18 protein-coding genes are annotated in these 19,725 nt (G+C 71.3%); 2 read left to right on the forward strand and 16 right to left on the reverse strand.

All coding sequences use genetic code 11. The annotated features are described in order from the left end of the window. Positions 1–36: 36 nt before the first annotated feature. Positions 37–891, forward strand: coding sequence for a phytanoyl-CoA dioxygenase family protein (locus ACERMF_RS05280; protein WP_373667987.1), 855 nt, complete (start codon positions 37–39; stop codon positions 889–891). Here the strand turns inward: ACERMF_RS05280 and ACERMF_RS05285 are convergent. Genes ACERMF_RS05285 through ACERMF_RS05295 form a run of 3 tightly spaced genes read right to left on the reverse strand, consistent with a single transcriptional unit; the run spans position 881 to position 3,908 of the window. Beyond that, positions 881–1,822, reverse strand: a complete 942-nt coding sequence (locus tag ACERMF_RS05285) for an ArsA family ATPase (RefSeq protein WP_373667988.1) — start codon at positions 1,820–1,822, stop codon at positions 881–883. The two genes, ACERMF_RS05280 and ACERMF_RS05285, sit on opposite strands and share 11 nt — an antisense overlap. Continuing rightward, complete coding sequence (locus ACERMF_RS05290) at positions 1,819–2,151, reverse strand: cory-CC-star protein (protein WP_373667989.1); 333 nt, start codon at positions 2,149–2,151, stop codon at positions 1,819–1,821. Before ACERMF_RS05290 ends, ACERMF_RS05285 begins: the two co-directional genes overlap by 4 nt. Then, positions 2,148–3,908 carry a carbon starvation protein A gene (locus tag ACERMF_RS05295; RefSeq protein ID WP_373667990.1) on the reverse strand — a complete coding sequence of 587 codons (1,761 nt, stop codon included), beginning with the start codon at positions 3,906–3,908 and terminating at the stop codon, positions 2,148–2,150. Before ACERMF_RS05295 ends, ACERMF_RS05290 begins: the two co-directional genes overlap by 4 nt. A 141-nt stretch (positions 3,909–4,049) precedes the next feature. Here ACERMF_RS05295 and ACERMF_RS05300 point away from each other — a divergent pair, with 141 nt between their 5' ends. Beyond that, positions 4,050–4,811 carry a hypothetical protein gene (locus tag ACERMF_RS05300; RefSeq protein ID WP_373667991.1) on the forward strand — a complete coding sequence of 254 codons (762 nt, stop codon included), beginning with the start codon at positions 4,050–4,052 and terminating at the stop codon, positions 4,809–4,811. Between the two features lie 114 nt (positions 4,812–4,925). Here ACERMF_RS05300 and ftsY read toward each other — a convergent pair whose 3' ends face one another. From ftsY to ACERMF_RS05365, 13 genes are all read right to left on the reverse strand, one after another. Continuing rightward, positions 4,926–6,083: a signal recognition particle-docking protein FtsY gene (ftsY, locus tag ACERMF_RS05305; protein WP_373667992.1), complete on the reverse strand. Its 1,158-nt coding sequence runs from the start codon at positions 6,081–6,083 to the stop codon at positions 4,926–4,928. A gap of 66 nt (positions 6,084–6,149) precedes the next feature. Next, positions 6,150–9,791 (reverse strand): chromosome segregation protein SMC, encoded by a 3,642-nt coding sequence (gene smc / locus ACERMF_RS05310; protein ID WP_373667993.1) that lies wholly within the window; start codon positions 9,789–9,791, stop codon positions 6,150–6,152. Between the two features lie 192 nt (positions 9,792–9,983). Then, positions 9,984–10,178, reverse strand: coding sequence for a hypothetical protein (locus tag ACERMF_RS05315; protein ID WP_373667994.1), 195 nt, complete (start codon positions 10,176–10,178; stop codon positions 9,984–9,986). Positions 10,179–10,440: 262 nt separating this feature from the next. Further along, complete coding sequence (locus tag ACERMF_RS05320; RefSeq protein WP_373667995.1) at positions 10,441–11,286, reverse strand: Fpg/Nei family DNA glycosylase; 846 nt, start codon at positions 11,284–11,286, stop codon at positions 10,441–10,443. A gap of 66 nt (positions 11,287–11,352) precedes the next feature. After that, complete coding sequence (gene rnc, locus ACERMF_RS05325; protein ID WP_373667996.1) at positions 11,353–12,084, reverse strand: ribonuclease III; 732 nt, start codon at positions 12,082–12,084, stop codon at positions 11,353–11,355. Positions 12,085–12,097: 13 nt separating this feature from the next. After that, positions 12,098–12,277, reverse strand: a complete 180-nt coding sequence (gene rpmF / locus ACERMF_RS05330) for a 50S ribosomal protein L32 (RefSeq protein ID WP_373667997.1) — start codon at positions 12,275–12,277, stop codon at positions 12,098–12,100. Between the two features lie 102 nt (positions 12,278–12,379). Further along, positions 12,380–12,913, reverse strand: coding sequence for a DUF177 domain-containing protein (locus ACERMF_RS05335; protein ID WP_373667998.1), 534 nt, complete (start codon positions 12,911–12,913; stop codon positions 12,380–12,382). Between the two features lie 224 nt (positions 12,914–13,137). Beyond that, a complete protein-coding gene (locus tag ACERMF_RS05340) occupies positions 13,138–14,355 on the reverse strand; it encodes an IS110 family transposase (RefSeq protein ID WP_373667999.1) in 1,218 nt (405 codons plus the stop codon). 211 nt (positions 14,356–14,566) lie between these two features. Further along, complete coding sequence (locus tag ACERMF_RS05345; RefSeq protein ID WP_373668000.1) at positions 14,567–15,082, reverse strand: hypothetical protein; 516 nt, start codon at positions 15,080–15,082, stop codon at positions 14,567–14,569. A gap of 118 nt (positions 15,083–15,200) precedes the next feature. Next, a complete protein-coding gene (gene coaD / locus ACERMF_RS05350; protein ID WP_373668001.1) occupies positions 15,201–15,677 on the reverse strand; it encodes a pantetheine-phosphate adenylyltransferase in 477 nt (158 codons plus the stop codon). Then, positions 15,674–16,249, reverse strand: a complete 576-nt coding sequence (gene rsmD, locus ACERMF_RS05355) for a 16S rRNA (guanine(966)-N(2))-methyltransferase RsmD (protein WP_373668374.1) — start codon at positions 16,247–16,249, stop codon at positions 15,674–15,676. Before rsmD ends, coaD begins: the two co-directional genes overlap by 4 nt. After that, positions 16,246–18,387 (reverse strand): S9 family peptidase, encoded by a 2,142-nt coding sequence (locus ACERMF_RS05360; protein WP_373668002.1) that lies wholly within the window; start codon positions 18,385–18,387, stop codon positions 16,246–16,248. The genes rsmD and ACERMF_RS05360 overlap by 4 nt, the downstream gene beginning before the upstream one ends. A 125-nt stretch (positions 18,388–18,512) precedes the next feature. After that, positions 18,513–19,493 carry a transglycosylase family protein gene (locus ACERMF_RS05365; RefSeq protein ID WP_373668003.1) on the reverse strand — a complete coding sequence of 327 codons (981 nt, stop codon included), beginning with the start codon at positions 19,491–19,493 and terminating at the stop codon, positions 18,513–18,515. Positions 19,494–19,725 lie beyond the last annotated feature (232 nt).

The raw sequence follows: 19,725 nt of genomic DNA on the forward strand, positions 1-19,725 counted from the left end.
ACCCTCCCGGGGCCTCCCTGAGCGAAAGCAGACCGCGTGCCTGACATCGACGGCCTCCATCTCGACGAGGCGACGATCGAGGACTTCCGTGCCGACGGCGCCGTGGCCGTCCGCGGTGTGGCGACGCCCGACGAGGTGGCGTCGCTGCGCGCCGGCATCGAGCGCAACCTCGCCGAACCGGGTCCGCTGTTCGGCGTCGCCAGCCCCGATGACGACACCGGCCGCTTCGTCGAGGACTTCTGCAACTGGGATCGCATCCCCGAGTACGGCGCCTTCGTCCGCCACTCGCGTGGCGCCGCCATCGCCGGGCACCTGATGGGGGCGCAGGAGGTCCGGCTCCACCACGACCACATGCTGGTGAAGGAGCCGGGAACACGGCAACGCACGCCGTGGCACCAGGACCAGCCCTACTACAACATCGACGGGACGCAGACCTGCTCGATGTGGCTGGTGCTCGACCCGGTGGACCGTGGCTCGACGCTCACGTTCGTCGCCGGCTCCCACCGTGGACCGTGGTTGATGCCCCGGACCTTCCTGAGCGAACAGGCCAAGTGGTTTCCCGAGGGCAGCCTCGCCGACCTGCCCGACGTCGACGGCGACCTCGCACGCGATCCTGCCGCCCATCGGATCCTGGGCTGGCCGCTCGAGCCCGGCGACGCGGTGTTCTTCAGCATGCTCACGCTGCACGCGGCCGGCGGCGTCGAGGGCCCCAGCCGCCGACGCGCCTTCTCGGTGCGCTACGTCGGCGACGACGTCCGACACGCGCCGCGGCGGTGGCGCACCTCACCGGAGTTCGAGGGACTGCACGACGAGCTGCCGGCCGGCGCACCCCTGGACCACCCACGCTTCCCGGTGCTCTGGCGGCGGAAGCGGCTCGGCGTCAGCGGGTGACCAGTGCCGCGACCTGACGCTGCACCTCGGCCAGGCTGTCGGGATCGGCGACGTCGCGTGGCAGTTGGGCCACCTGGAGCCGGTCGCGATCGGCGAAGCGACGGTCGATCTCGTCGAGGTAGTCGCGCTGCTGTGCCCGCCGTTGGGCGAGGAAGTCGCCGTCGGCGTGTTCGGGCAACACGCGATTGACGACCAGGGTGCCCACGCTCAGTCCGGCGTCGTCGAGCGCGAGCAGGGTGCGGTCGGTCTCCTCGATCGGGAGCCGCTCGGGAATGAGGACGAGGTGGACCCGTGCGCGCTCGTGCAGCAGTTCGCGGAGGCGGACCAGGCGGTGGCGCTGGGCCTGGAGGCGCTCGAGCACGGGATCGTCGGCGGGCGTCTCGTCCCCCGCGAGATTGCGCAGCATCCGGTCGACGCCGCGGGCTTTCTCCCGTTGACGAACCAGGCCCTGGACCCAGCCGGCAAGCAGTTCGGGCATCGCGAGCAGGCGCAGGGTGTGCCCCGTCGGCGCGGTGTCGACGACGATGCGGTCCCACCGCGTGCCCGCGCCATCGAGCAGGTCCGCCAGACGATCGAGCAGTGCAGACTCCAACGTGCCGGCGGCCCGGCTCGCGAGGTCGAGATGGCGGTCGACGGTCGCTCGCACCTCGGGGCTGACCGCCCGGTGCACGTCGTGGCGGACGGCCTCGACATAGGCATCGGCGGCGGCCTGCGGGTCGATCTCGACCGCCTCGAGGTCGTCCGCCACCCCGACCGGGTCGCCGCCGAGCGGACGACCGAGCAGATCACCGGTGGAGTGCGCCGGATCGGTCGACACCAGCAGCGTGCGCTGCCCGGCGGCCGCCATGGCCGCGGCGAGCGCCGCCGACACGGTCGTCTTGCCCACGCCACCCTTGCCACCGACGAAGCAGATCGGTCGCGCCGCGCTCAACAGCAGACACCGGTCGTCGGAAACCGGTCGTGCCCCTCGCGCTGGTGCCAGCGGTGGAACGCCTCGACCATCTCGGCGGTCAACGGCAGCGTGTGGAAGGCGGCGGGGTCGTCGATGCCGTAACTGGACAGCAGCAGCAACGCGAGGAAGTCGTCCTCCTGGCGCCTCGCCTCGCGCTGCAGCCCCGACCGCCACTTCGACAGGAACAGCTGGTCGTGGCCGTCGGCCAGCCGCCGCAGCGCCCGCCGGAACCGGCCACCACGCCCACCGGGCACCGCCCGGACCGCCGCAGCGGCCGAGGGTGCCCGGTGGGGTACGGCTGGGGTCACGAGGAGATGGTCTCATCGATCGTGGCGCGGTCCTCGCGGGCCTTCTTCATGCCGAGGAACGCCTCGACGATGAGCCACCCGGCCAGGACCAGGATGATCGCGTCGAGCGGCGCGAGCAGCCAGTCGCCACGTTCGACGAAGTCGATCAGGTTGACGATCAGCGCCCACACGGTCATCACGAGCAGGAAGCTCAGGGGTACCAACTGCGCCACGGCACTGCGCCCCTGCTTGGTGACGTAGACCGCGATGACGGCCAGCGCGAGTCCGGCGGTGAGCTGGTTGGTGGTCCCGAACAACGTCCACAGCCGGCCGAAGGCGAAGCCCTGGGCCTCGGCGTCCCCGCGGCCGGGCATCAGCGCGAGCCCCAGGGGCACGATCACGGCCAGCGCCGTGACGGCGGTGAGGTTGTGCGTCACCCGGCGGAAGGCGCCGCCCGCTCCACCGCGCTCCCGACCATCCGCGGTCGTACCCACCATGTCCCCGATCTCCTGCAGGATGTAGCGCTGCAGTCGGACACCGGTGTCCATCGTGGTGGCGGCGAACGAGATCACGACCACGGCCGCGAAGATGCGGCCCAGGTCCTCGGGCACCCCGAGGTGGCTGGCGAAACCCGCGATCCCGGCGACGAAGTTGCCGACCGCGCCGGCACCGGCCGCCCCGAAGTCGACGTAGAGCTCCTCCCAGTTCAACCCGACCGCCGTGATGCCTGCCGTGGTGGCCAGGATGGCGCCCATCGCCAGCGAGCCCTCGCCGACCGCGCCGAGGTAGCCGACGTGGCGGGCGTCGGACTCCTTGTCCAACTGCTTGGAGGTCGTGCCGGACGCCACGAGGGAGTGGAAGCCCGAGATGGCGCCGCACGCCACGGTCACGAACAGGAACGGGAAGAACGACGGCGAGCCGTCCGGTACCGCGGTGTTGATCGCGGGCGCGGCGATCCGGTCCAGCCCGATGATCAGGCCCAGGAAGATCACGCCCAGCGCGATGAACAGCTGGTGGCTGTTGATGTAGTCGCGCGGCTGGAGCAGGATCCACACCGGGATGCGGGAGGCGACGAACGCGTACAGGAACAGCAGCAGGATCCACAGGGTCCGCGGGCCCATGCCCAGCATCTCGGCGGCGCCGTCGAGTTCGATGGGGAACTGACGCCCGACCAGGATCAGCGCGTACAGCGCGACCACGCCGACGATCGAGGGAATCAGGGCGCTGGTCTTGGTGCGGTAGATGTAGGCGCCGATGCCGATGGCCAGCGGGATCTCGGCCACGATCGGGATGACGGCCCCGGGGTTGGCGACGAACAGGTTGCCGATCACGACCGCGAACACGGCGTTCACGAGCGTGAGCAGGAAGAAGATGATGACCAGGAACAGGGTGCGCGACCGCGGGTTGAGCACCGACTTGGTCAGCGTGCCGATGTTCTGGGCGCGGTTGCGCACCGACACCACCAGCGAGCCGAAGTCGTGGACGCCCGCCGCGAAGATGGTGCCGAGCACGACCCAGATCAGCGCCGGCAACCAGCCCCAGAAGACCGCGATGGCCGGTCCGACGATCGGTGCGGCTCCCGCGACCGAGGTGAAGTGGTGGCCGAACAGGACGTGCTTGTTGGTCGGGACGTAGTCCACGCCGTCGTTGAGCGTGTGCGCCGGCGTGACGTTGGCGTCGTTGAGCGCGTACACCTTCTCGGACAGATACAGCGAGTAGTACCGCCATCCCAGGTAGAACATTCCCATGACGACGAGGAGCACCACGAGTGCGGGCACGACATGCCTCCCGGACCTAGTGCCGCTGCACCGAGTCCTGCGCTCCCGCGCGCCGGACCCCCCACCGTGCTGATGCATTGCGGCGATGTAGGGGGACCCTGCCCTAGCGTCGGGCACCCCGTCAACTAGGTGTGACACGAAATGTCCAGACACCAACTGGTATCTGCATGGCGGGCGGCGCCGTTCGCCGAGATCGCGTGGATCGACGAGCACGGGCGGCTCGATGCGGCGACCGTCGTGCCGCTGACCCAGCGCGACCATCCGGCCGTCGCCCTGACCTACGACCGGGTCGAGGTGGGCCAGGCCCTGGCGCGTGCGCAGGCGGTCCTGCTGTCGGTGACCTCGCCGGTGCTGGGCGGCGGCAACACGCCGGTCAGCGCGTGGGCCCACGTCAGCGTCCACGAGGACCCGCGCGGGCAGGAGTTCCAGGAGCAACTGCTGCCCCAGGAGTTGGCGAAGCATCCCCCGGCACGACGGTTCGCCGACAGCATGCTGCTGCGCAGTGAGCACCCGTGGTACCTCCCGCGGGTGCTGATCCGCGCCACCCGTCTGGAGGAGATCCAGACGCATCCGTTCCGCGACGCGCTGGCGTTGAGTGCCCCCGGTGGGGCCGGCATGGCCACCACCGTCGACCTCGAGGGCGACGGCGAGGCGGCGGGCATCCGCTCGCCGTTGCCGGACGGGCCGGTGGTGATCCTCCAGCACGGCGCCGACCTTCCTGGACTCGACCAGCCCTGGTGGCGACGGTGGCGCGGCGAGATCCGCGACGGCGCGCTGGTCACCGAGGAGTTCGCCGAGCGCCCCCAGCACCTCGAACCACTCGGCGTCTGGCGGCGGTGGCGCGACCAGGTCGCGTTCGAGAAGGCCTGCCGCGCCGGGATCCGTGACGCCACCGGCCCCTAGCTGTGTTGCGTTGCGCCGGAGCTCGGGAACCCCCGGCCGCCGGGAGTGACGGTTCGGCTCCGGAGACCATCCCGGGCTCCAGCGACCCGAGCCGAGGAACGCCCGGCAGACAAGTCAGAGCCGGTCGAAGAGGCCGTCCACGAACAGGTCGGGGTCGAAGGGGGCGAGATCGTCGATCTCCTCCCCGAGCCCGACCAGCTTGACCGGGAGACCGAGCTCGCGTTGGACGGCGACCACGATGCCGCCCTTGGACGAGCCGTCGAGCTTGGTCAGCGCGATCCCGGTGACCTCCACCGCCTCGAGGAACGCCCGCGCCTGGCTGATCCCGTTCTGGCCGGTGGTCGCGTCCAGCACCAGCAGCGTCTCCTCGAGCGGGCCGGCCTGCTTCTCCAGCACCCGCTTGACCTTGCCGAGCTCGTCCATCAGTTCGCGCTTGTTGTGCAACCGGCCGGCGGTGTCGACGATCAACAGGTCGACCTGGCGCTCGGCCGCTGCGGCGTAGCCCTCGAAGGCGACGGCGGCCGGGTCGGCGCCCTCCTCCTTGCGGACCAGGTGGGCGCCGGTGCGGTCGGCCCAGATGCCGAGCTGGTCGGCGGCCGCTGCGCGGAAGGTGTCGGCGGCGGCCAGCACGACGCGACGCTCCCCGCGCTGTTCGATCGCGGCCAGCTTCCCGATGGTGGTGGTCTTGCCGGTGCCGTTGACGCCGGTAACCAGCCAGACGGTCGGGCCGTCGTCGGTGGCGCGACCGAGGGAACGGTCGGCGGTGCCGAGCGCGTCGCGAAGCTCCTGCTTGAGCAGCTCGACGACCGCCTCGGCGCTGGTCGCACCCTCCTCACGGCTGCGGCGCTTGAGGTCCTCGACGATCTCCATCGTCGCGGTCACCCCGACATCGGCCGTGATCAACGCTTCCTCGAGGCCTTCCCAGGCTTCGTCGGTGACCCCGCGGCCGAACAGGTCGGCGACCGAGGCGCCGAGGACGTTGCGGGTGCGGCTGAGTCGCTGCCGGAACCGCTCACGCGGCGTGAGCGTCGGCGCCTCGACGAGTTCGGCGGGGGTGTCGGGAACGACGACCTCTGGCGCGGCCGTGTCCGTGTCGTCCTCGACCGGGAGCTCGAGGGTGTCGCGCTTCTTGGTCGGGGCCGGCCGCTCGTCGGTGGTGTCCGGGGCGGTGTCGTCCTTGCGACGGCGCGCCACACCGAGGCCACCGAAGAGCCCCGCCGCGACCGCGGCGAGGACGAACAGCAGTTCCGGTGACTCGGTGAGGAATTCCATCGACGACTTCCTGGCGGGCTCGAGGGGCGGTGACCGTCCACGCTACCTGCCGTTCCGCCACGTCGGTCAGCCGCGGACCGGCTCCTCGACCGCTTCGGCATCGACCACGGCCTCGGTCGGGGCATCGCTGGCGCGGTCCTCGAGCGCGGCGACGGCCGCCGGCGTCCGCAGCCGCTCGGCGACCACCTTCGTGACGGCGTCGGGCCCCATCGTGACGCCGTACAGGACGTCGGCGATCTCCATCGAGCGCTTCTGGTGGGTGACCATGATGATCTGGGCGTGGCCACGGAAGCTGCGCACGACCCGCAGGAGTCGCTGGAGGTTGACGTCGTCGAGGGCGGCGTCCACCTCGTCGAGCACGTAGAACGGGCTGGGACGGGCGCGGAAGATCGCGAAGACGAACGCCAGGACGGTCAGCGAACGCTCCCCACCGGAGAGCAGCGAGAGGCGGGTCACCTTCTTGCCCGGCGGCCGCGCCTCCACCTCGATGCCGGTCAGCAGCAGGTCGTCGGGGTCGGTCAGGACGAGGCGACCATGGCCACCGGGGAACACCGTGGCGAAGGTGAGCTCGAACTCGCGCGCGATGTCGTCGTAGGCCTGCCGGAAGACCTCGCGGATCCGGTCGTCGACGGCGACGACGACCTCCTCGAGATCGCGTTTCGACCGGCGCAGGTCGTCGATCTGGTCCGACAGGAACGCGTGCCGTTCCTCCAGTGCCTTGAACTCCTCGAGGGCCAGGGGGTTGACGCGACCGAGCAGCCCGAGCTTGCGCACGAGCACGTCCTCGCGCTCGGTGAGCGCCGCCTCGTCGTAGTTGCCCGCATCCGGGTGCTCGGCGCGAACCTCGTCGGGGGCGAGCGAGAACTCGCTGCGAAGGCGGTCGACGACCTGCTGCAACCGGTTGGCGACGTCGGCACGGCGCAACTCGGCGGCGTGGCGGCGCTCCTTGAGCTCGTCGCGTGCGCCGGTGGCCTGCCCGACCGCGTCCCGGACCCCTGCCAACCCGCCTCGGACGCGCGACAGTTCCGCCTGCACGTCGTCGCGGTCGGTCGCGGCAGCCGCGATGGCGCGCGCCAGGGCCTCGGCGGCGTCGCGAGCGACCAGCGCCAGCTCCCCGCAGCGCACGATGCCCTGCCGGCGCGCCTCGCGGCGGCGGGCCGCGTCGGCGAGGGCGGCCTCGACCTCCTCGGCCTCCTGGCGCAACGCGTGGGCCTGCAGCTCGAGGTGACGGACCTGCTCGGTGGTGCGTTCGAGTCGCACCCGCGCCTCGAGCTCCCGTTCGCGTGCGCGCTCGACCTGTTCGTCGAGCTCGAGCGCGGTCTCGTCGGGTCCTTCGTCGACGTCGTCGTCGGCAGGGACGTCGGGTCCGCGGCTGTTGAGCTCGGACAGTGACGCCCGGTCGCGTTCGAGCACCGCGGCGAGCTCGTCGCGTTGACCGGCGACGATCCCCCGCTGGCTCGAGAGGGTGTTGAGCTCCTTGTTGAGCCGCGCGAGTCGTTCGGCCGCGCCGGTGATCGCCGCGTCGGACTCGTTGATGCGGTCGGTTGCGGCGGCCAGCTGCCCGCGCGCGTCACGAAGGGCGGCGTCGGCCGACGTCCGCTCCTCGCGCAACGCATCCAGACGGGCGCCGAGTCGGGCGGCCTCGCGCTCGGCGTCGTCAGCGGCCGTGGCGGTCAGCACGGCGGAGCGCTCGGGGGACGCGCCGCCACGGAAACCGAACGGTCCCGCGACGTCGCCGTCGGGGGTCACGAAGGTGAGATCGGGTGCGTCGGCGTGCAGGGCGACGGCACGTTCCCAGTCCGGGACCACCCACGTCCCGGCCAGCACCTTCTGGAGCGAGGCGACGACCGCGGGTGCCTCCTCGACGCCGGACGCCGGGGTCAGCAGCTCGGCGACGGCGACGGCACCGGCCGCGTCCAGCCGGGCGCGAAGGTCGGGATCGGTCGTCCCCGCGACGGCGCCCCCCCGTGCGGCGAGGACGGTGGCCGGGCCCGGCGTCGCGTCGCGCAGCCAGGCGACGGCGTGGCGGGCAACGTCGACGGACCGGACGACCACGGCCTCCCCGAGTGGCCCGAGCGCCGCGGCCAAGGCGGCGTCGTTCCCGCCCTCGACGCGGACGTGGTCGGCGACCTGGCCGAGTACCCCGTCGAGGTCGGCCGCGAGCAGTGCCGCGCTACCGCCGCCGGTCTCGGCGAGGGCGGCACGCAGCGCCTCGGCACGTGCCGCCTGCGACGATCGCTGGGCGTCGAGCTCGCGCATCTGCGTGGCGAGGTCGTCGACGACGGCCTCGGCCTGTGCCACCGCGGACTCGGCGGCCTCGAGGGTCGCGGTCAGTTCGACCTCGCTGACGTCGAGCTGCTGGATCTCGTCCTGGACCTGGGTGACCTCGTGCTCGGCCTCGGCCACGCGGGCGTCCAGGCTCTCGAGCGTCGAAGCGACCCGGGCGAGTTCGGCCTCGGCGGTGGCGACGGCGCCACGCAGCGCCGAGACCTCGCCCTCCCAGCGCAGTACCCGTTCCCGTTGTTCGGCCCGACGCCGACGTTCGGCCTGCACGGTCTGTTCGTGGGCGCGGCGGGCCTGCTCGGCCTCACGGCGCGCGGCGCTGGCCTCCTCGAGCCGGTGGCGGTCGGCGTCGCGTTCCTCGCCGCGCGCGTGGTGGTCGGCTTCGACCCGGTCGGCCTGGGCGCGCAGCTCGGCGGGTGGGCGGCCGGCGAGCGGCTCCTCGGTGTACTCCACCAGGTGGCGCCGCTTTGCCTCGACGAGATCGATGGTGCCCTTCAGGCGCTCCTGCAGCGACGTCAGCCGGTAGTAGGTCCGCTGTGCCTGCTCCGCCGCGGGCCCGAGGCGGGCCAGTTCGGCCTCGAGCTCGGCCTGCTGCTCACGGTGGCGAGCGAGGTCGTCCTCGGCCTCCCGCAGCTGCGCCGACGTCTCGTCGTCGTCACGGCCCTCGCTCTCCGAGAGCCGGGTGAAACGGTCGAGCTCACGGGCGGCCAGCCGCAACTTCACGTCCCGGAGCTCCGCCTGCAGCTGGGCGTAGCGGTCCGCCGCCTCCGCCTGCCGTTCGAGCGGGCGCAGCTGGCGTCGCAACTCGCGCAGGACGGTCTTGAGCTTGTCGATGTGCCCGTCGACCTGTTCGAGCTTGCGCAGGGCACGTTCGCGACGGCGGCGGTGTTTGAGGATGCCAGCGGCTTCCTCGATGTAGCGGCGTCGCTCCTCGGGCTTGGCGTTGAGGATCTCGTCGAGCTGTCCCTGCCCGACGATGGTGTGCAGCTCGCGGCCCAGTCCGGTGTCCGACAACAGCTCCTGGACGTCGAGGGCACGGACCTCCTGGCCGTTGATCTGGTAGCCGCTGTCGCCGTCGGCATGGATGGTGCGGGCGACGCGGACCTCGCTGAACTGCGCGGCGCTGGCGGCCGTGCCGAGGCCGGCGCCACCCAACCGGCCGTCGGCGTTGTCGATCACGATCTCGACACGCGCCTGGTTGGCCCGCGACCGCGTCGGCGAACCGGCGAAGATGACGTCGGACATCGACCCGCCGCGGACCTTCTTCGCGGAGTGGGTACCGAGCACCCATGCGAGCGCGTCGACCACGTTGGACTTGCCCGAGCCGTTGGGACCGACGATGACGGTGATGCCGGGCTCGACCTCGAGCACGGTCTTGTCCGCGAACGACTTGAAGCCGCGCAGGGTCAGGGACCTGAGAAACACGCTTCCTCCGTCGGACGCGCGCACGGCGCCGGTCGGCTGCGGCTCACCGTCGGCGGGCGCCGGTGAGCGCGTTCTTGGGGAAGCGCCGGCAACGACGTGCGCGGCGACGAGAGCGGGAGCCTAGCCGTCAGCGGCCGTGGCGCGGGTGAGGCACGACGGTCGAGCGCGGCACGAACGCGTGACGTCGTCGCCTCAGGTACGTGCCGGCTCGCGCTGGTCGAGCTCGACGGCTTCGACCGCGAACTCCGACACCGTCGCGTCGCGGACCGCCTCGGCCTCGGCCAGTGCCCGTTCGAGGTCGGCGACCCGCTGACGCAGGACGCGGACCTCGTCGAGAAGCCGCAGGCTGGACGGGGACGCATGGGTGCCGAGCAGTGCCTTGCCCATGCCTCATCCTCCGGGTGCACACGGTTCGTGGCGGGGTGCGACGTCGAGGCGGCTGGTCGATGCCGCAACTCGTACGCGCAGGCCACAATGGGCCGTCAGTGGGCCCGATGATACCGCATCCCTCACCGCACGAAAAGGGCCCGCCCGTTGCACCACCGGCCAGGAACGGCGGCAGCGAGATCGGGTTTCGCCGTCGGTGACGGTTCACGACGGCCAGCGACCGGTTCGCGACTCCGCCGGCCAGGAACCGGCGGCAGAGGATTCAGATCATGCACTGGGGGCAGTGGAAGGTGTAGATCCCCTTCTTGATGCGGGTGCGTGCGATCGGCTGCCGGCAGCGGTGGCACGGCAGTCCCTCGCGACCGAAGACGTGCAGGTGTTCGGCGGCCTCGCCGTCGTCGTCGACGCTGGTCTCGGCGTCGGACTCGTCGAGGCCCGAGCCCGCGGCCTTCATCGCGGCCTGCAGGACCTCCTGCATGGCGCGGTACAGGCGGCGGACCTCCTGGGTCGACAACGACGCCGAGGACCGGTCGTGGCGGAGGCCGGCCTCCCACAGGATCTCGTCGCTGTAGATCGGCCCGATGCCCGCGATGACGCTCGGATCGGTCAGCAGCAGCTTGAGCGGCTGGTCGGCGGCCTGCAGGAAACGGCCGAACTCCATCCAGGTCGGGTTGTCGTCGAGCGGGTCCAGCGCATCCGGCGCGACCTCGGCGACCTCGAGCGCCTCCGCGGTGGCGACCACACCGGTCCGGGCGCTGACGTCGGCGCCGGGTTCCGAGAGGTGGATGGCCCCTCCCACCGTGAAGCTGACGGCGAGATGGGTGTCGCCGCCGGGCGCCTCGTTGGCGGTCTCGCGGTGCAGATACCCCGAGTCGCCGGGATCGATGATCCAGGTGCGTTCGTCGTCGAGGTCGAGGAACAGCACGCGCCCACGACGCCGGGCCGCCTCGACCTTGCGACCGACGAGGGCCTTGACGAAGTCGGGACGCTTGCTGTGGAACGGCGTCACGAGCGCGGCGGTCTCGACGATGACGTCCTTGACCTTCTTGCCGACGACCTCTTTCTCGAGGTCCTTGCGCAACACCTCGACCTCGGGCAGTTCAAGCACCGGGGTCCTCCCTTCTCGGCGCCCCGGGGCCGGGCGCGTGACGCGCTGCCCGGGGTCGGCCAGAAACTAGCGGACGGCGTCGTGGCCGTCGGCCACGGCGCGGGCCGCCAGCCGCCGGTAGGCCTCGCGGGCGGCCGTCTGCTCGGCCTGCTTCTTGCTCCGACCGGTCCCGGAGCCGACCACTTCACCGGCGACGAGGACGGTGGCGGAAAAGGTCTTGTCGTGGTCCGGGCCGGTGTCGTGCAGCTCGTAACGCGGCAGTTGCTCGAACCGGGCGGCGGACAACTCCTGCAGGCTGGTCTTGTAGTCCAGGGCGGCGTCGCGTCCGGCGAGGTCGAGCAGGCGTCGCGCGAAGAGGCGTTCGACGAGGTCGTAGGCGGTGGCGAACCCGCCGTCGAGGTAGGTGGCGCCGAGCACGGCCTCGAGCGTGTCGGCCAGGATCGAGTCCTTGTCGGCACCGCCGGAGATCGCTTCGCCGCGCCCGAGCCGAATGAAACGTCCGAGGCCGAGGTCGCGGGCGATCGAGGCCAGCGACTCGGTCTTGACCGCGGCGGAGCGCACCTTGGCGAGCCGCCCTTCCTGCTCCTCGGGATGGGCGTGGTAGATCTCGTCGGTCACGACGAGCGCGAGCACGGCGTCACCGAGGAACTCGAGCCGCTCGTTGGGCTCGGCGTGGCCGTTCTCGAACGCCCACGAACGATGGACCAGCGCCTGCTCGAGCAGGGCCGGCTCGTCGAAGTGGACGCCGAGGAGCGCAGCGAGTTCCGCGGCGGGCGCGAACTCGAGAGGTGTGCTCACGCGGGCTCCGGGGCTACTCGACGTCGAGCACCGTCCGGCCGCCGTACGTGCCGCAGGTGCCACACACGGTGTGGGGGCGGACCGGCGCCTTGCAGCGCTTGCAGCTGGCGTTGGTCGGGGCGGTCGTGCGCAGCCACTGGGCCTTGCGGTGGCGCGTACGCGAGCGCGACATCTTCCGCTTCGGGACGGCCATCGGACTCTCCTGGTGGTTCTCGACCCGCACGTCGGCGGGTGTCGGTCGGTCGGGGGCGGCGTGTGGTGGTCGACACGCGACACGTCGGTTCAACGAGGGAGGCTACTCGGTCGGCAGATCGAGGTCGCCGAGCTTGGCCCAGCGGGGATCGGGGACGGCGTCGGGACGGTGCCCGCAGTCGGTGAGGTTGCGGTCGGTCCCGCATTCCTCGCACAACCCCTGGCAGTCCTCGCGGCAGAGCACCCGCACCGGCAGGTCGACGAGCAGGGCGTCGCGCACCATCACCGACAGGTCGATGGCGGTGCGGTCGTCGACGAGCTCGTAACCGGGATCCTCGTCGTCGTCGTCCTCACGCTTGGTGGGGTCGACGAACAACTCGGCGACGTCGCTGTCGACGTGGACGGCCTGGGGTACCAGGCAGCGTGCGCACGGCAGCTCGAGGTCGACACCGATGCCACCACGTACGAGGATCCCCTCGACGACGGCGTCGAGGTCGAGGTCGAGCTCGACGTCCCCGCGGAAGGCGCCCTCGGCGGGCCCCCAGGAGTCCTTGCCGAACTCCTCGACGGGCACGGCACGCGACAGCTCCCGGGTGGCACCCGGGTTGTCGACGAGCTCGGTGACGGGAACGCGCACGGTGGTGGGACCTCGAACGGATTCGAACGGATACGCCGGGCACGCGCCGGTGTGTGGTGCGGTCCCGGAACGGGTGCGGACACCGGACACGTGGGACGACAACCCCGGCGCGACGAACGCCCAGCAGGTGCTGGGCGGCGTGGACGCGAACGTCCACGGTACCACACGAGTTCCGGACCGGTCCGCCGGGTCGGACCGCCCTAGATATCCCACGGGTGCAAGTGTCAAGCGGCAAGGGTGAGCCGGTGGGCCCAGGCGGTGTGTTCGTCGTAGAGGGTGTGGTGTCGTAGGCAGCCGTGGAGGATGCCCACGAGCCGGTTGCCGAGGGCGCGTAGGGCGCGGTGGTGGGTGTCACCGGCGGCGCGTCGTTGGTCGTAGAAGGTCCGTGCGCCGGGACTTGCGGTGAGGGCGGCGAATGCCGACAGGTAGCAGGCGTCGGCGAGGTGCTTGTTGCGGGCGTAGCGGGCGAGCACGACCCGGTGTTTGCCCGAGGCTTTGGTGATCGGTGACGTGCCGGCGTAGTTCTTGCGAGACTTGGCGGTGTCGTAGCGGTTCGGGTCATCTCCGAACTCTGCGAGCACCCGGGCACCGAGGATCATCCCCAGTCCTGGCAGGGAACGGATGATCCTGGCGTCCGGGTGCATCTCAAAACGTTGGGCCAGTTCGTGTTCGAGACCGGCGATCTGGGTCTGCAACTGGCTGATGACCGCGACCGATGCGGCCACGATCGTGCTCATCGCGTCCGCGACCAGCGGCGGCGCCTGCAACTGCTCGCTGCGTAGCGCGGTCTGGATCTCCAGCGTTCGGCGCTCGATGTTTCGTTGCCGGCCTGCGCGGCGCAGCGCCGCGGCGATCTTGGATCGCGACAGCCGTCGGCCCTGTTCAGGACAGGGAGCGATGGACAGGACCGCGAGCGCATCGGGTGAGCTCAGACTGTCGAACGCTTCGAGCGCGGCGGGGTAGAACTCGCGCAGGGTCGAGCGCAGCTGGTTGGTCTGCCGCTGGCGGGTCCACACCAGACTCTGGTGTGCCCTGGTGAGCATCTTGACCGCTTCGGCCAGCTCGCTGTCGCCAGCCACCGGACGGTGGTTGTGCCGATCGGTGCGGGCCAGATCGGCCAGCACCTTCGCGTCGCCAGGGTCGGACTTCGCGCCCGAGGTCGAGTGCCGCTCGCGGTAGCGCGAGGTCGACTTCGGGTTGACCGCGATCACCTGGTAGCCCGCCGCGACCAGCGCCCCGACAAACAGGCCCCGGTCGGTCTCGGTCGCCACAACCACGTCGGCGGGGTCCTCGACATGGTCGGCCAGCAGCGCATGGAAACTTGCGACGCCCTCGACCCCGTCCGCCAGCCGAGCCTTGGCCAGCACACGGCCCTGGTCGTCTTGGACCTGTACGTCGTGGTGGTCCTCTGCCCAGTCGTGCCCTACGTACACCTCACCCATCGTCCTCCCGATCGTCGTGAGCCCGAGGCGACCACCAGCGTCCTAATGGTTCAGTGCTCGCAGCACGTCATCCCACCAGCCATCCAAGGTCAACCTCACCCACCAGCCGGTGCACGATCTAGGGCTAGAACTCGAGATTCTGTCTCGTACAGTGCTGACCGGCTGGCGGCTCGGGACCATCCTGCACGAAACAGCGGACGGTCGAACCCCATTAGTCGACGATGTCGGCGTCGAGGTCCTCGGCGAGCTGGTCGGTGTCGAGTCGGCCGCGCAGCTTCTGGCGCCCCTTCTCGACGGCGGTCAGCGTCTTCTGCAGGACGACCTCGAAGTTCGCCAGCTTGGCGTCGACGTAGTCCTCGGCCTCGAGCCGCATCTGCCGGGCCTGCTCGCGGGCGTCCTCGACGATGCGTTCGGCCTCGCGCGACGCCGAGCGGACGACGTCCTGGTGCGCGACGAGCCGGGAGGCCTCGGCGCGGGCGTCCTCGACGATGTGTTCGGCGTCGGTCCTGGCCCGCTCGATGATCTCGTCGCGTTCCTTGACCACCCATCGGGCCTGGGTCAGCTCGTCCGGCAGGGCGTCGCGCACGTCCGCGACCAGACCGTCGAGCTCCGCCCGGTTGAGCATGATCGAGGCCGACAGCGGCACGGCCTTGGCCTCGGCCACCAGCCGCTCGAGCTGGTGGAGCTTGGCCTCGACGTCGAGGGGCACGCCGTGGTGGTCGGACATCAGACGCCTTGCACATCTCGGGTGCGGCGGAGCGTAGCGTCATCCATGATCGGTCCCGCCACCAGCTGCCGCGCGCCGGCAGCTGCGCACGTGCGTCGTCCCGGCCGGTTCCGACCGCTCATCCCAGCCGTTCGCGCAGGGCGTCCGCGACGGCCGGCGGAACGGTCCCGTCCAGCGGCCCGCCGAAGCGCGCCACCTCTTTCACCAGCGAACTCGACAGGTACGAGTGCTCCGGGGAGGTCGACATGAACACCGTCTCGACCCCGCCGATCCGATGGTTCATCTGGGCCATCTGCAGTTCGTACTCGAAGTCGCTCACCGCCCGCAGGCCCTTGCAGATGATGCCGATGCCCCGGGCGTTGCAGAAGTCGACCAGGAGGCCTTCGAAACGGTCGACCTCGAGGTTGGGAACGTCGCCGGCGACGGCGCGGATGAGCTCGAGCCGTTCGTCGACGCTGAACAGGCCCTGCTTGTTGGGATTCTCGAGGACGGCGACCACGACGCGGTCGAAGCGTGCGCACGCGCGCCGGACGATGTCGAGATGACCGAGGGTGACGGGATCGAAGCTGCCGGGCACGACCACCGACACCGTCATGGGTCACTCCTGGACTCGCTCGGGCGGGGCAGTTCGGCGCGATGGAGCGCGGTGTCACCGTAGCGGCGGGGCGATCCCGGCAGCAGCGCATCGGGCCACGGCGGGTTGCCGTCGCGGGCGGCGCGTTCGATGACGACGGCCGCTCCGGGCGCCAGCTGGGCGACGAGTGCCTCGAGGACGGCACCCAGTTCGGCGGCGGGGAGGCGGTACGGCGGGTCGGCGAGGACGAGGTCGAACGGCGACCCGGGCAGTGGTGACGCGAGCGCTTTGGCCGCGTCCATCACGACGACCTCGGTCCCGGGCAGGTCGACGGTGTCGATGTTGCGCCGGAGGGCGCCGACGGCGGGCTGGGCCCGCTCCACGAAGGTCACGGCGGCCGCGCCGCGCGACAGCGCCTCGAGACCGAGCCCTCCGGAACCGGCGTACAGATCCAGCACCCTGGCACCCGGCAGCAGCGGCTGCAGCGACGAGAACAGCGCCTCCTTCACCCGGTCGGTCGTGGGGCGCACGTCGAAGCCCTTCGGCGCGACCAGGCGCCGACCGCGGGCAGCTCCCGCGACGATGCGCATCAGGCCGGCGCGCCGGACAGCGGCCTGGCGTCGGGCTGGACCCGGTCGATCACGAACGCGAGCGTGCGTGCCTCGTCACGCCAGGCGTCGTAGCGCCCGGAACGCCCGGCATGACCCGCGCCCAGCTCGGTGCGCAGCAGGATCGGGCCGCCGCCGGTCGCCGTCGCACGGAGCTTGGCGACCCACTTCGCCGGCTCCCAGTACTGCACCCGCGGATCGTTGAGCCCGGCCGTGACGAACATCGCGGGGTAGTCGGCCGCCCGGACGTTGTCGTAGGGCGAGTAGCTGCGCATGACCTCGTGATAGTCGGGGTCCTCGGGATTGCCCCACTCGTCGTACTCGATGACGGTCAGCGGGATCGACGCATCCGACATGGTGTTCACGACGTCGACGAAGGGCACCTCGGCGACGGCCGCAGCGGCGACGTCGGGACGCAGGTTGAGCGCCGCGCCGATCAGCAGCCCGCCGGCTGAGCCGCCACGCACGGCCAGCCGGTCACGGGCGGTGATCGACTGTTCGACGAGGTGGTCGGCGCACGCGACGAAGTCCGAGAAGGTGTTGGGCTTGGCGAGGAACTTGCCGTCCTCGTACCAGCGGCGTCCCATCTCACCCCCGCCGCGGACGTGCGCGATCGCGAACACGAAGCCGCGGTCGAGCAGCGACAGCCGCACCGGCGAGAAGCTCGGATCGATCGAGATCTCGTACGAGCCGTAGCCGTACAACAGGCACGGCGCCGTCCCGTCGAGCGCCGTGTCCACACGACGTACGCAGCTGATCGGGACCCGCGTCCCGTCGCTCGCCGTCGCCCATTCGCGCCAGGACACGTACTGCTCGCGGTCATAGCCGCCACGCACCGGCTGCTGCTTCAGCACCGTGCGCGCGCCCGTGTCGAGGTCGACGTCGATCACCTGTGTCGGCGTGGTGAGCGAGGTGTAGACCAGCCGCAGCACGCGCGTGTCGAAGCTCGGGTTGGGACCGGTGCCGGCGGTGTAGACCTCCTCGTCCATCGCGAGCACCCCGCCCTGGCCCGTGGCGGGGTCGACGACACGCACTTGCGTCCGCGCCTCGGTGCGCTCGTGCAGGACCAGATGCGTCGCGAAGGCGTCGACGCCCTCGAGGCGCACGCCGGGACGATGGCCGACGAGGTCGCGCCAGTGCGCACGGCCCGGCGTGGAGACGGGCGCGGTGACGAGCTTGAAGTCCTCGGCGCCGTCGGCGTTGGTGACGATCAGCAAGTCCTCGCCACGGTGGTCGAGGTCGTACTCGACGCCGTGCTCGCGGGCCGCGACCAGCTGTGGCGCCGCCTGCGGGTCGTCGGCATCCAGCAGGTACCACTCGCTGGTGACCTTGCTGCCGACCGAGATGGCCAGGTACTGCTCCGAGCGCATCCGTCCGACCCCGCACCAGAACCGCTCGTCGTCCTCGCGGTGGACCACCTCGTCGGTCGCGGGGTCGGTTCCGAGCCGGTGACGGCGGACCTGATGGGGTCGCCAGGCCTCGTCGGGGACGGTGTAGAGGAACGTTTCGCCGTCACCGAACCAGGCCAGCGAGTACGCCGCCCCCACGATGCGGTCGGGCAACAGCTCCCCGGTGCTCAGGTCGCGGACGCGGATCGTGAACCGTTCGGAGCCGTCGGTGTCGACCAGTTCGGCAGCCAGGCGATGGTCGGGGCTGACGGCATAGCCGCCGAGCCGGAAGAAGTCGTGTTCGGCCGCCTCGACGTTCTCGTCGAGCAGGACGACCTCGTCCGCGGGTGGCGCCTCGGGATCGACGGGCCGCCGCAGTTCGTCGGGCAGCGCCCGGACGTCGTCGACGCCGACCGGCGCCGGACGGCGGCAGTGGATGCCGTACTGCTGACCCTCCACCGTGCGCCGGTAGTACAACCACCCGCCGTCGAGGCTCGGTGTCGACGCGTCGGTCTCCTGCACCCGACTCTTGATCTCCCCGAACAGCTGCTCGATCAGGGGTTGCAGCGGGGCGAGGTGCGCGTCGGTCCAGGCGTTCTCGGCCTCGAGGTGCGCGCGCACCGCCGGGTCCTCGCGGTCGCGCAACCAGTACCAGGGGTCGTCGATGACCTGGCCATGCCGCTGGTGCTGGTACGGGCGGCGTTCGGCGACGGGTGGCGCGGACGACTCGGACACGCGGCGGACACCTCGGGGACGACGGCAGGGGCGCGTGAGCGTAATTGCTCCGCCGCCGGTTCCCGGTGCACACACGACGGCGGCGGCGCTGTACGCGCCGCCGCCGTCATGGGTGTCACCGGATGTCAGCGGTAGCCGAGCTTGCGGGAGCAGGCCGGCCATGCGCCCCAACCCTGGATCGCGAGCAGGCGCTCACCACGGTTGATCTGTTCCGCACGGCTGTGGTGGTGCGGGTAGCCGCTGCCACCGACCGCACGCCACGACGACAGCGTGAACTGCAGGCCGCCGTAGTAGCCGTTGCCGGTGTTGATGCTCCAGTTGCCGCCGGACTCGCACTGGGCGAGACGGTCCCACATGGCGTCGCGCTCGTTGCGCGCGGCCTGGATGCGGGCCTCCTCCTCGGCCTTCTGCTGGGCGGCGCGCTCGGCGGCGAGCCGCTCCTGCCGTTCGCGCTCGAGCTGCTGACGCTCGGCCAGCGGGGCGATCTCGACGCGGTCGACCAGGTCGAGTGCGCGGGCCACGAAGTAGGCGACCTGCCAGCGGAGCACCTGGCCGGTCGGGCAGAAGCCACTGACGGGTGCGGTGCAGCCGGCGGCGATTCCGGCTTCGGCGAGGGCGTGGATCGCTTCCTCGTGGACGCCGCCACCATCGTCGAAGTGACGCGCGTCGGTCGCGGGGACCTCGAAGCCGTTCGCGAGCATCGTCGCCAGTGCCGCACGACTGATCGGCTCGTCGGGGCAGAAGCGCGCCGTGTCACAGCCGTTGACGACGCCGGCCGCCTCGAGTGCGGCGATGCCGTCGGCGTGGGGGTGGTCGACGGCGTCGGTGAACGGCGTGTCCGCCGGGGCGGGCAACTCCAGCGCGGCCGCGAGGATGCTGGCCATCTGCCCGCGGGTCAGCTCGTGCTCGGGATTGAAGTGACCGTTGCGGTCACCCTGGACGATCCCGCGCTGGGCGAGCGCGTCGACGGCGTCGGCGTAGCCGCGACCGCTGGTGTCGGAGAACTCCGCGGCCTCGGCCGACGGTGTCGCGGTGAAGGCGGTCGTGGCAACCAGGGCGGCAGCCAGGGCGAGGGTGAAGGTGAAGCGGGCGCAGCGAAGCAGCACGGAGCGATCTCCGGGTCGGGGAAGCCGAGCGTTGGGTCGGCGCGAGCGGCGCTACGGGCCCGGGACGCTGGTGCTCGTCCCGGCGGCGCGGCGGCAAACCGTGGACCGGCGGCGCGGCGAACGCAACCGCCTCGCCCGCCGGGGGTGCGGATCCGGCAGGCGCTTGTGCGTTTGTGCGTTCGTCGCGTCGGCAACCCCACCATCTGCACGATCGGCCCCGTACGCCCGTCTG

Source organism: Egicoccus sp. AB-alg6-2, assembly GCF_041821025.1.
Taxonomy (GTDB): Bacteria; Actinomycetota; Nitriliruptoria; order Nitriliruptorales; family Nitriliruptoraceae; genus Egicoccus.

What these genes read in the sequence shown, in the direction of transcription:
- ACERMF_RS05345 (WP_373668000.1), bottom strand. Translation starts at nt 15,082, where the DNA reads ATGTCCGACCACCACGGCGTGCCCCTCGACGTCGAGGCCAAGCTCCAC.
- coaD (WP_373668001.1), bottom strand. Translation starts at nt 15,677, where the DNA reads ATGACGGTGTCGGTGGTCGTGCCCGGCAGCTTCGATCCCGTCACCCTC.
- rpmF (WP_373667997.1), bottom strand. Translation starts at nt 12,277, where the DNA reads ATGGCCGTCCCGAAGCGGAAGATGTCGCGCTCGCGTACGCGCCACCGC.
- ACERMF_RS05315 (WP_373667994.1), bottom strand. Translation starts at nt 10,178, where the DNA reads ATGGGCAAGGCACTGCTCGGCACCCATGCGTCCCCGTCCAGCCTGCGG.
- ACERMF_RS05340 (WP_373667999.1), bottom strand. Translation starts at nt 14,355, where the DNA reads ATGGGTGAGGTGTACGTAGGGCACGACTGGGCAGAGGACCACCACGAC.
- ACERMF_RS05300 (WP_373667991.1), top strand. Translation starts at nt 4,050, where the DNA reads ATGTCCAGACACCAACTGGTATCTGCATGGCGGGCGGCGCCGTTCGCC.
- ftsY (WP_373667992.1), bottom strand. Translation starts at nt 6,083, where the DNA reads ATGGAATTCCTCACCGAGTCACCGGAACTGCTGTTCGTCCTCGCCGCG.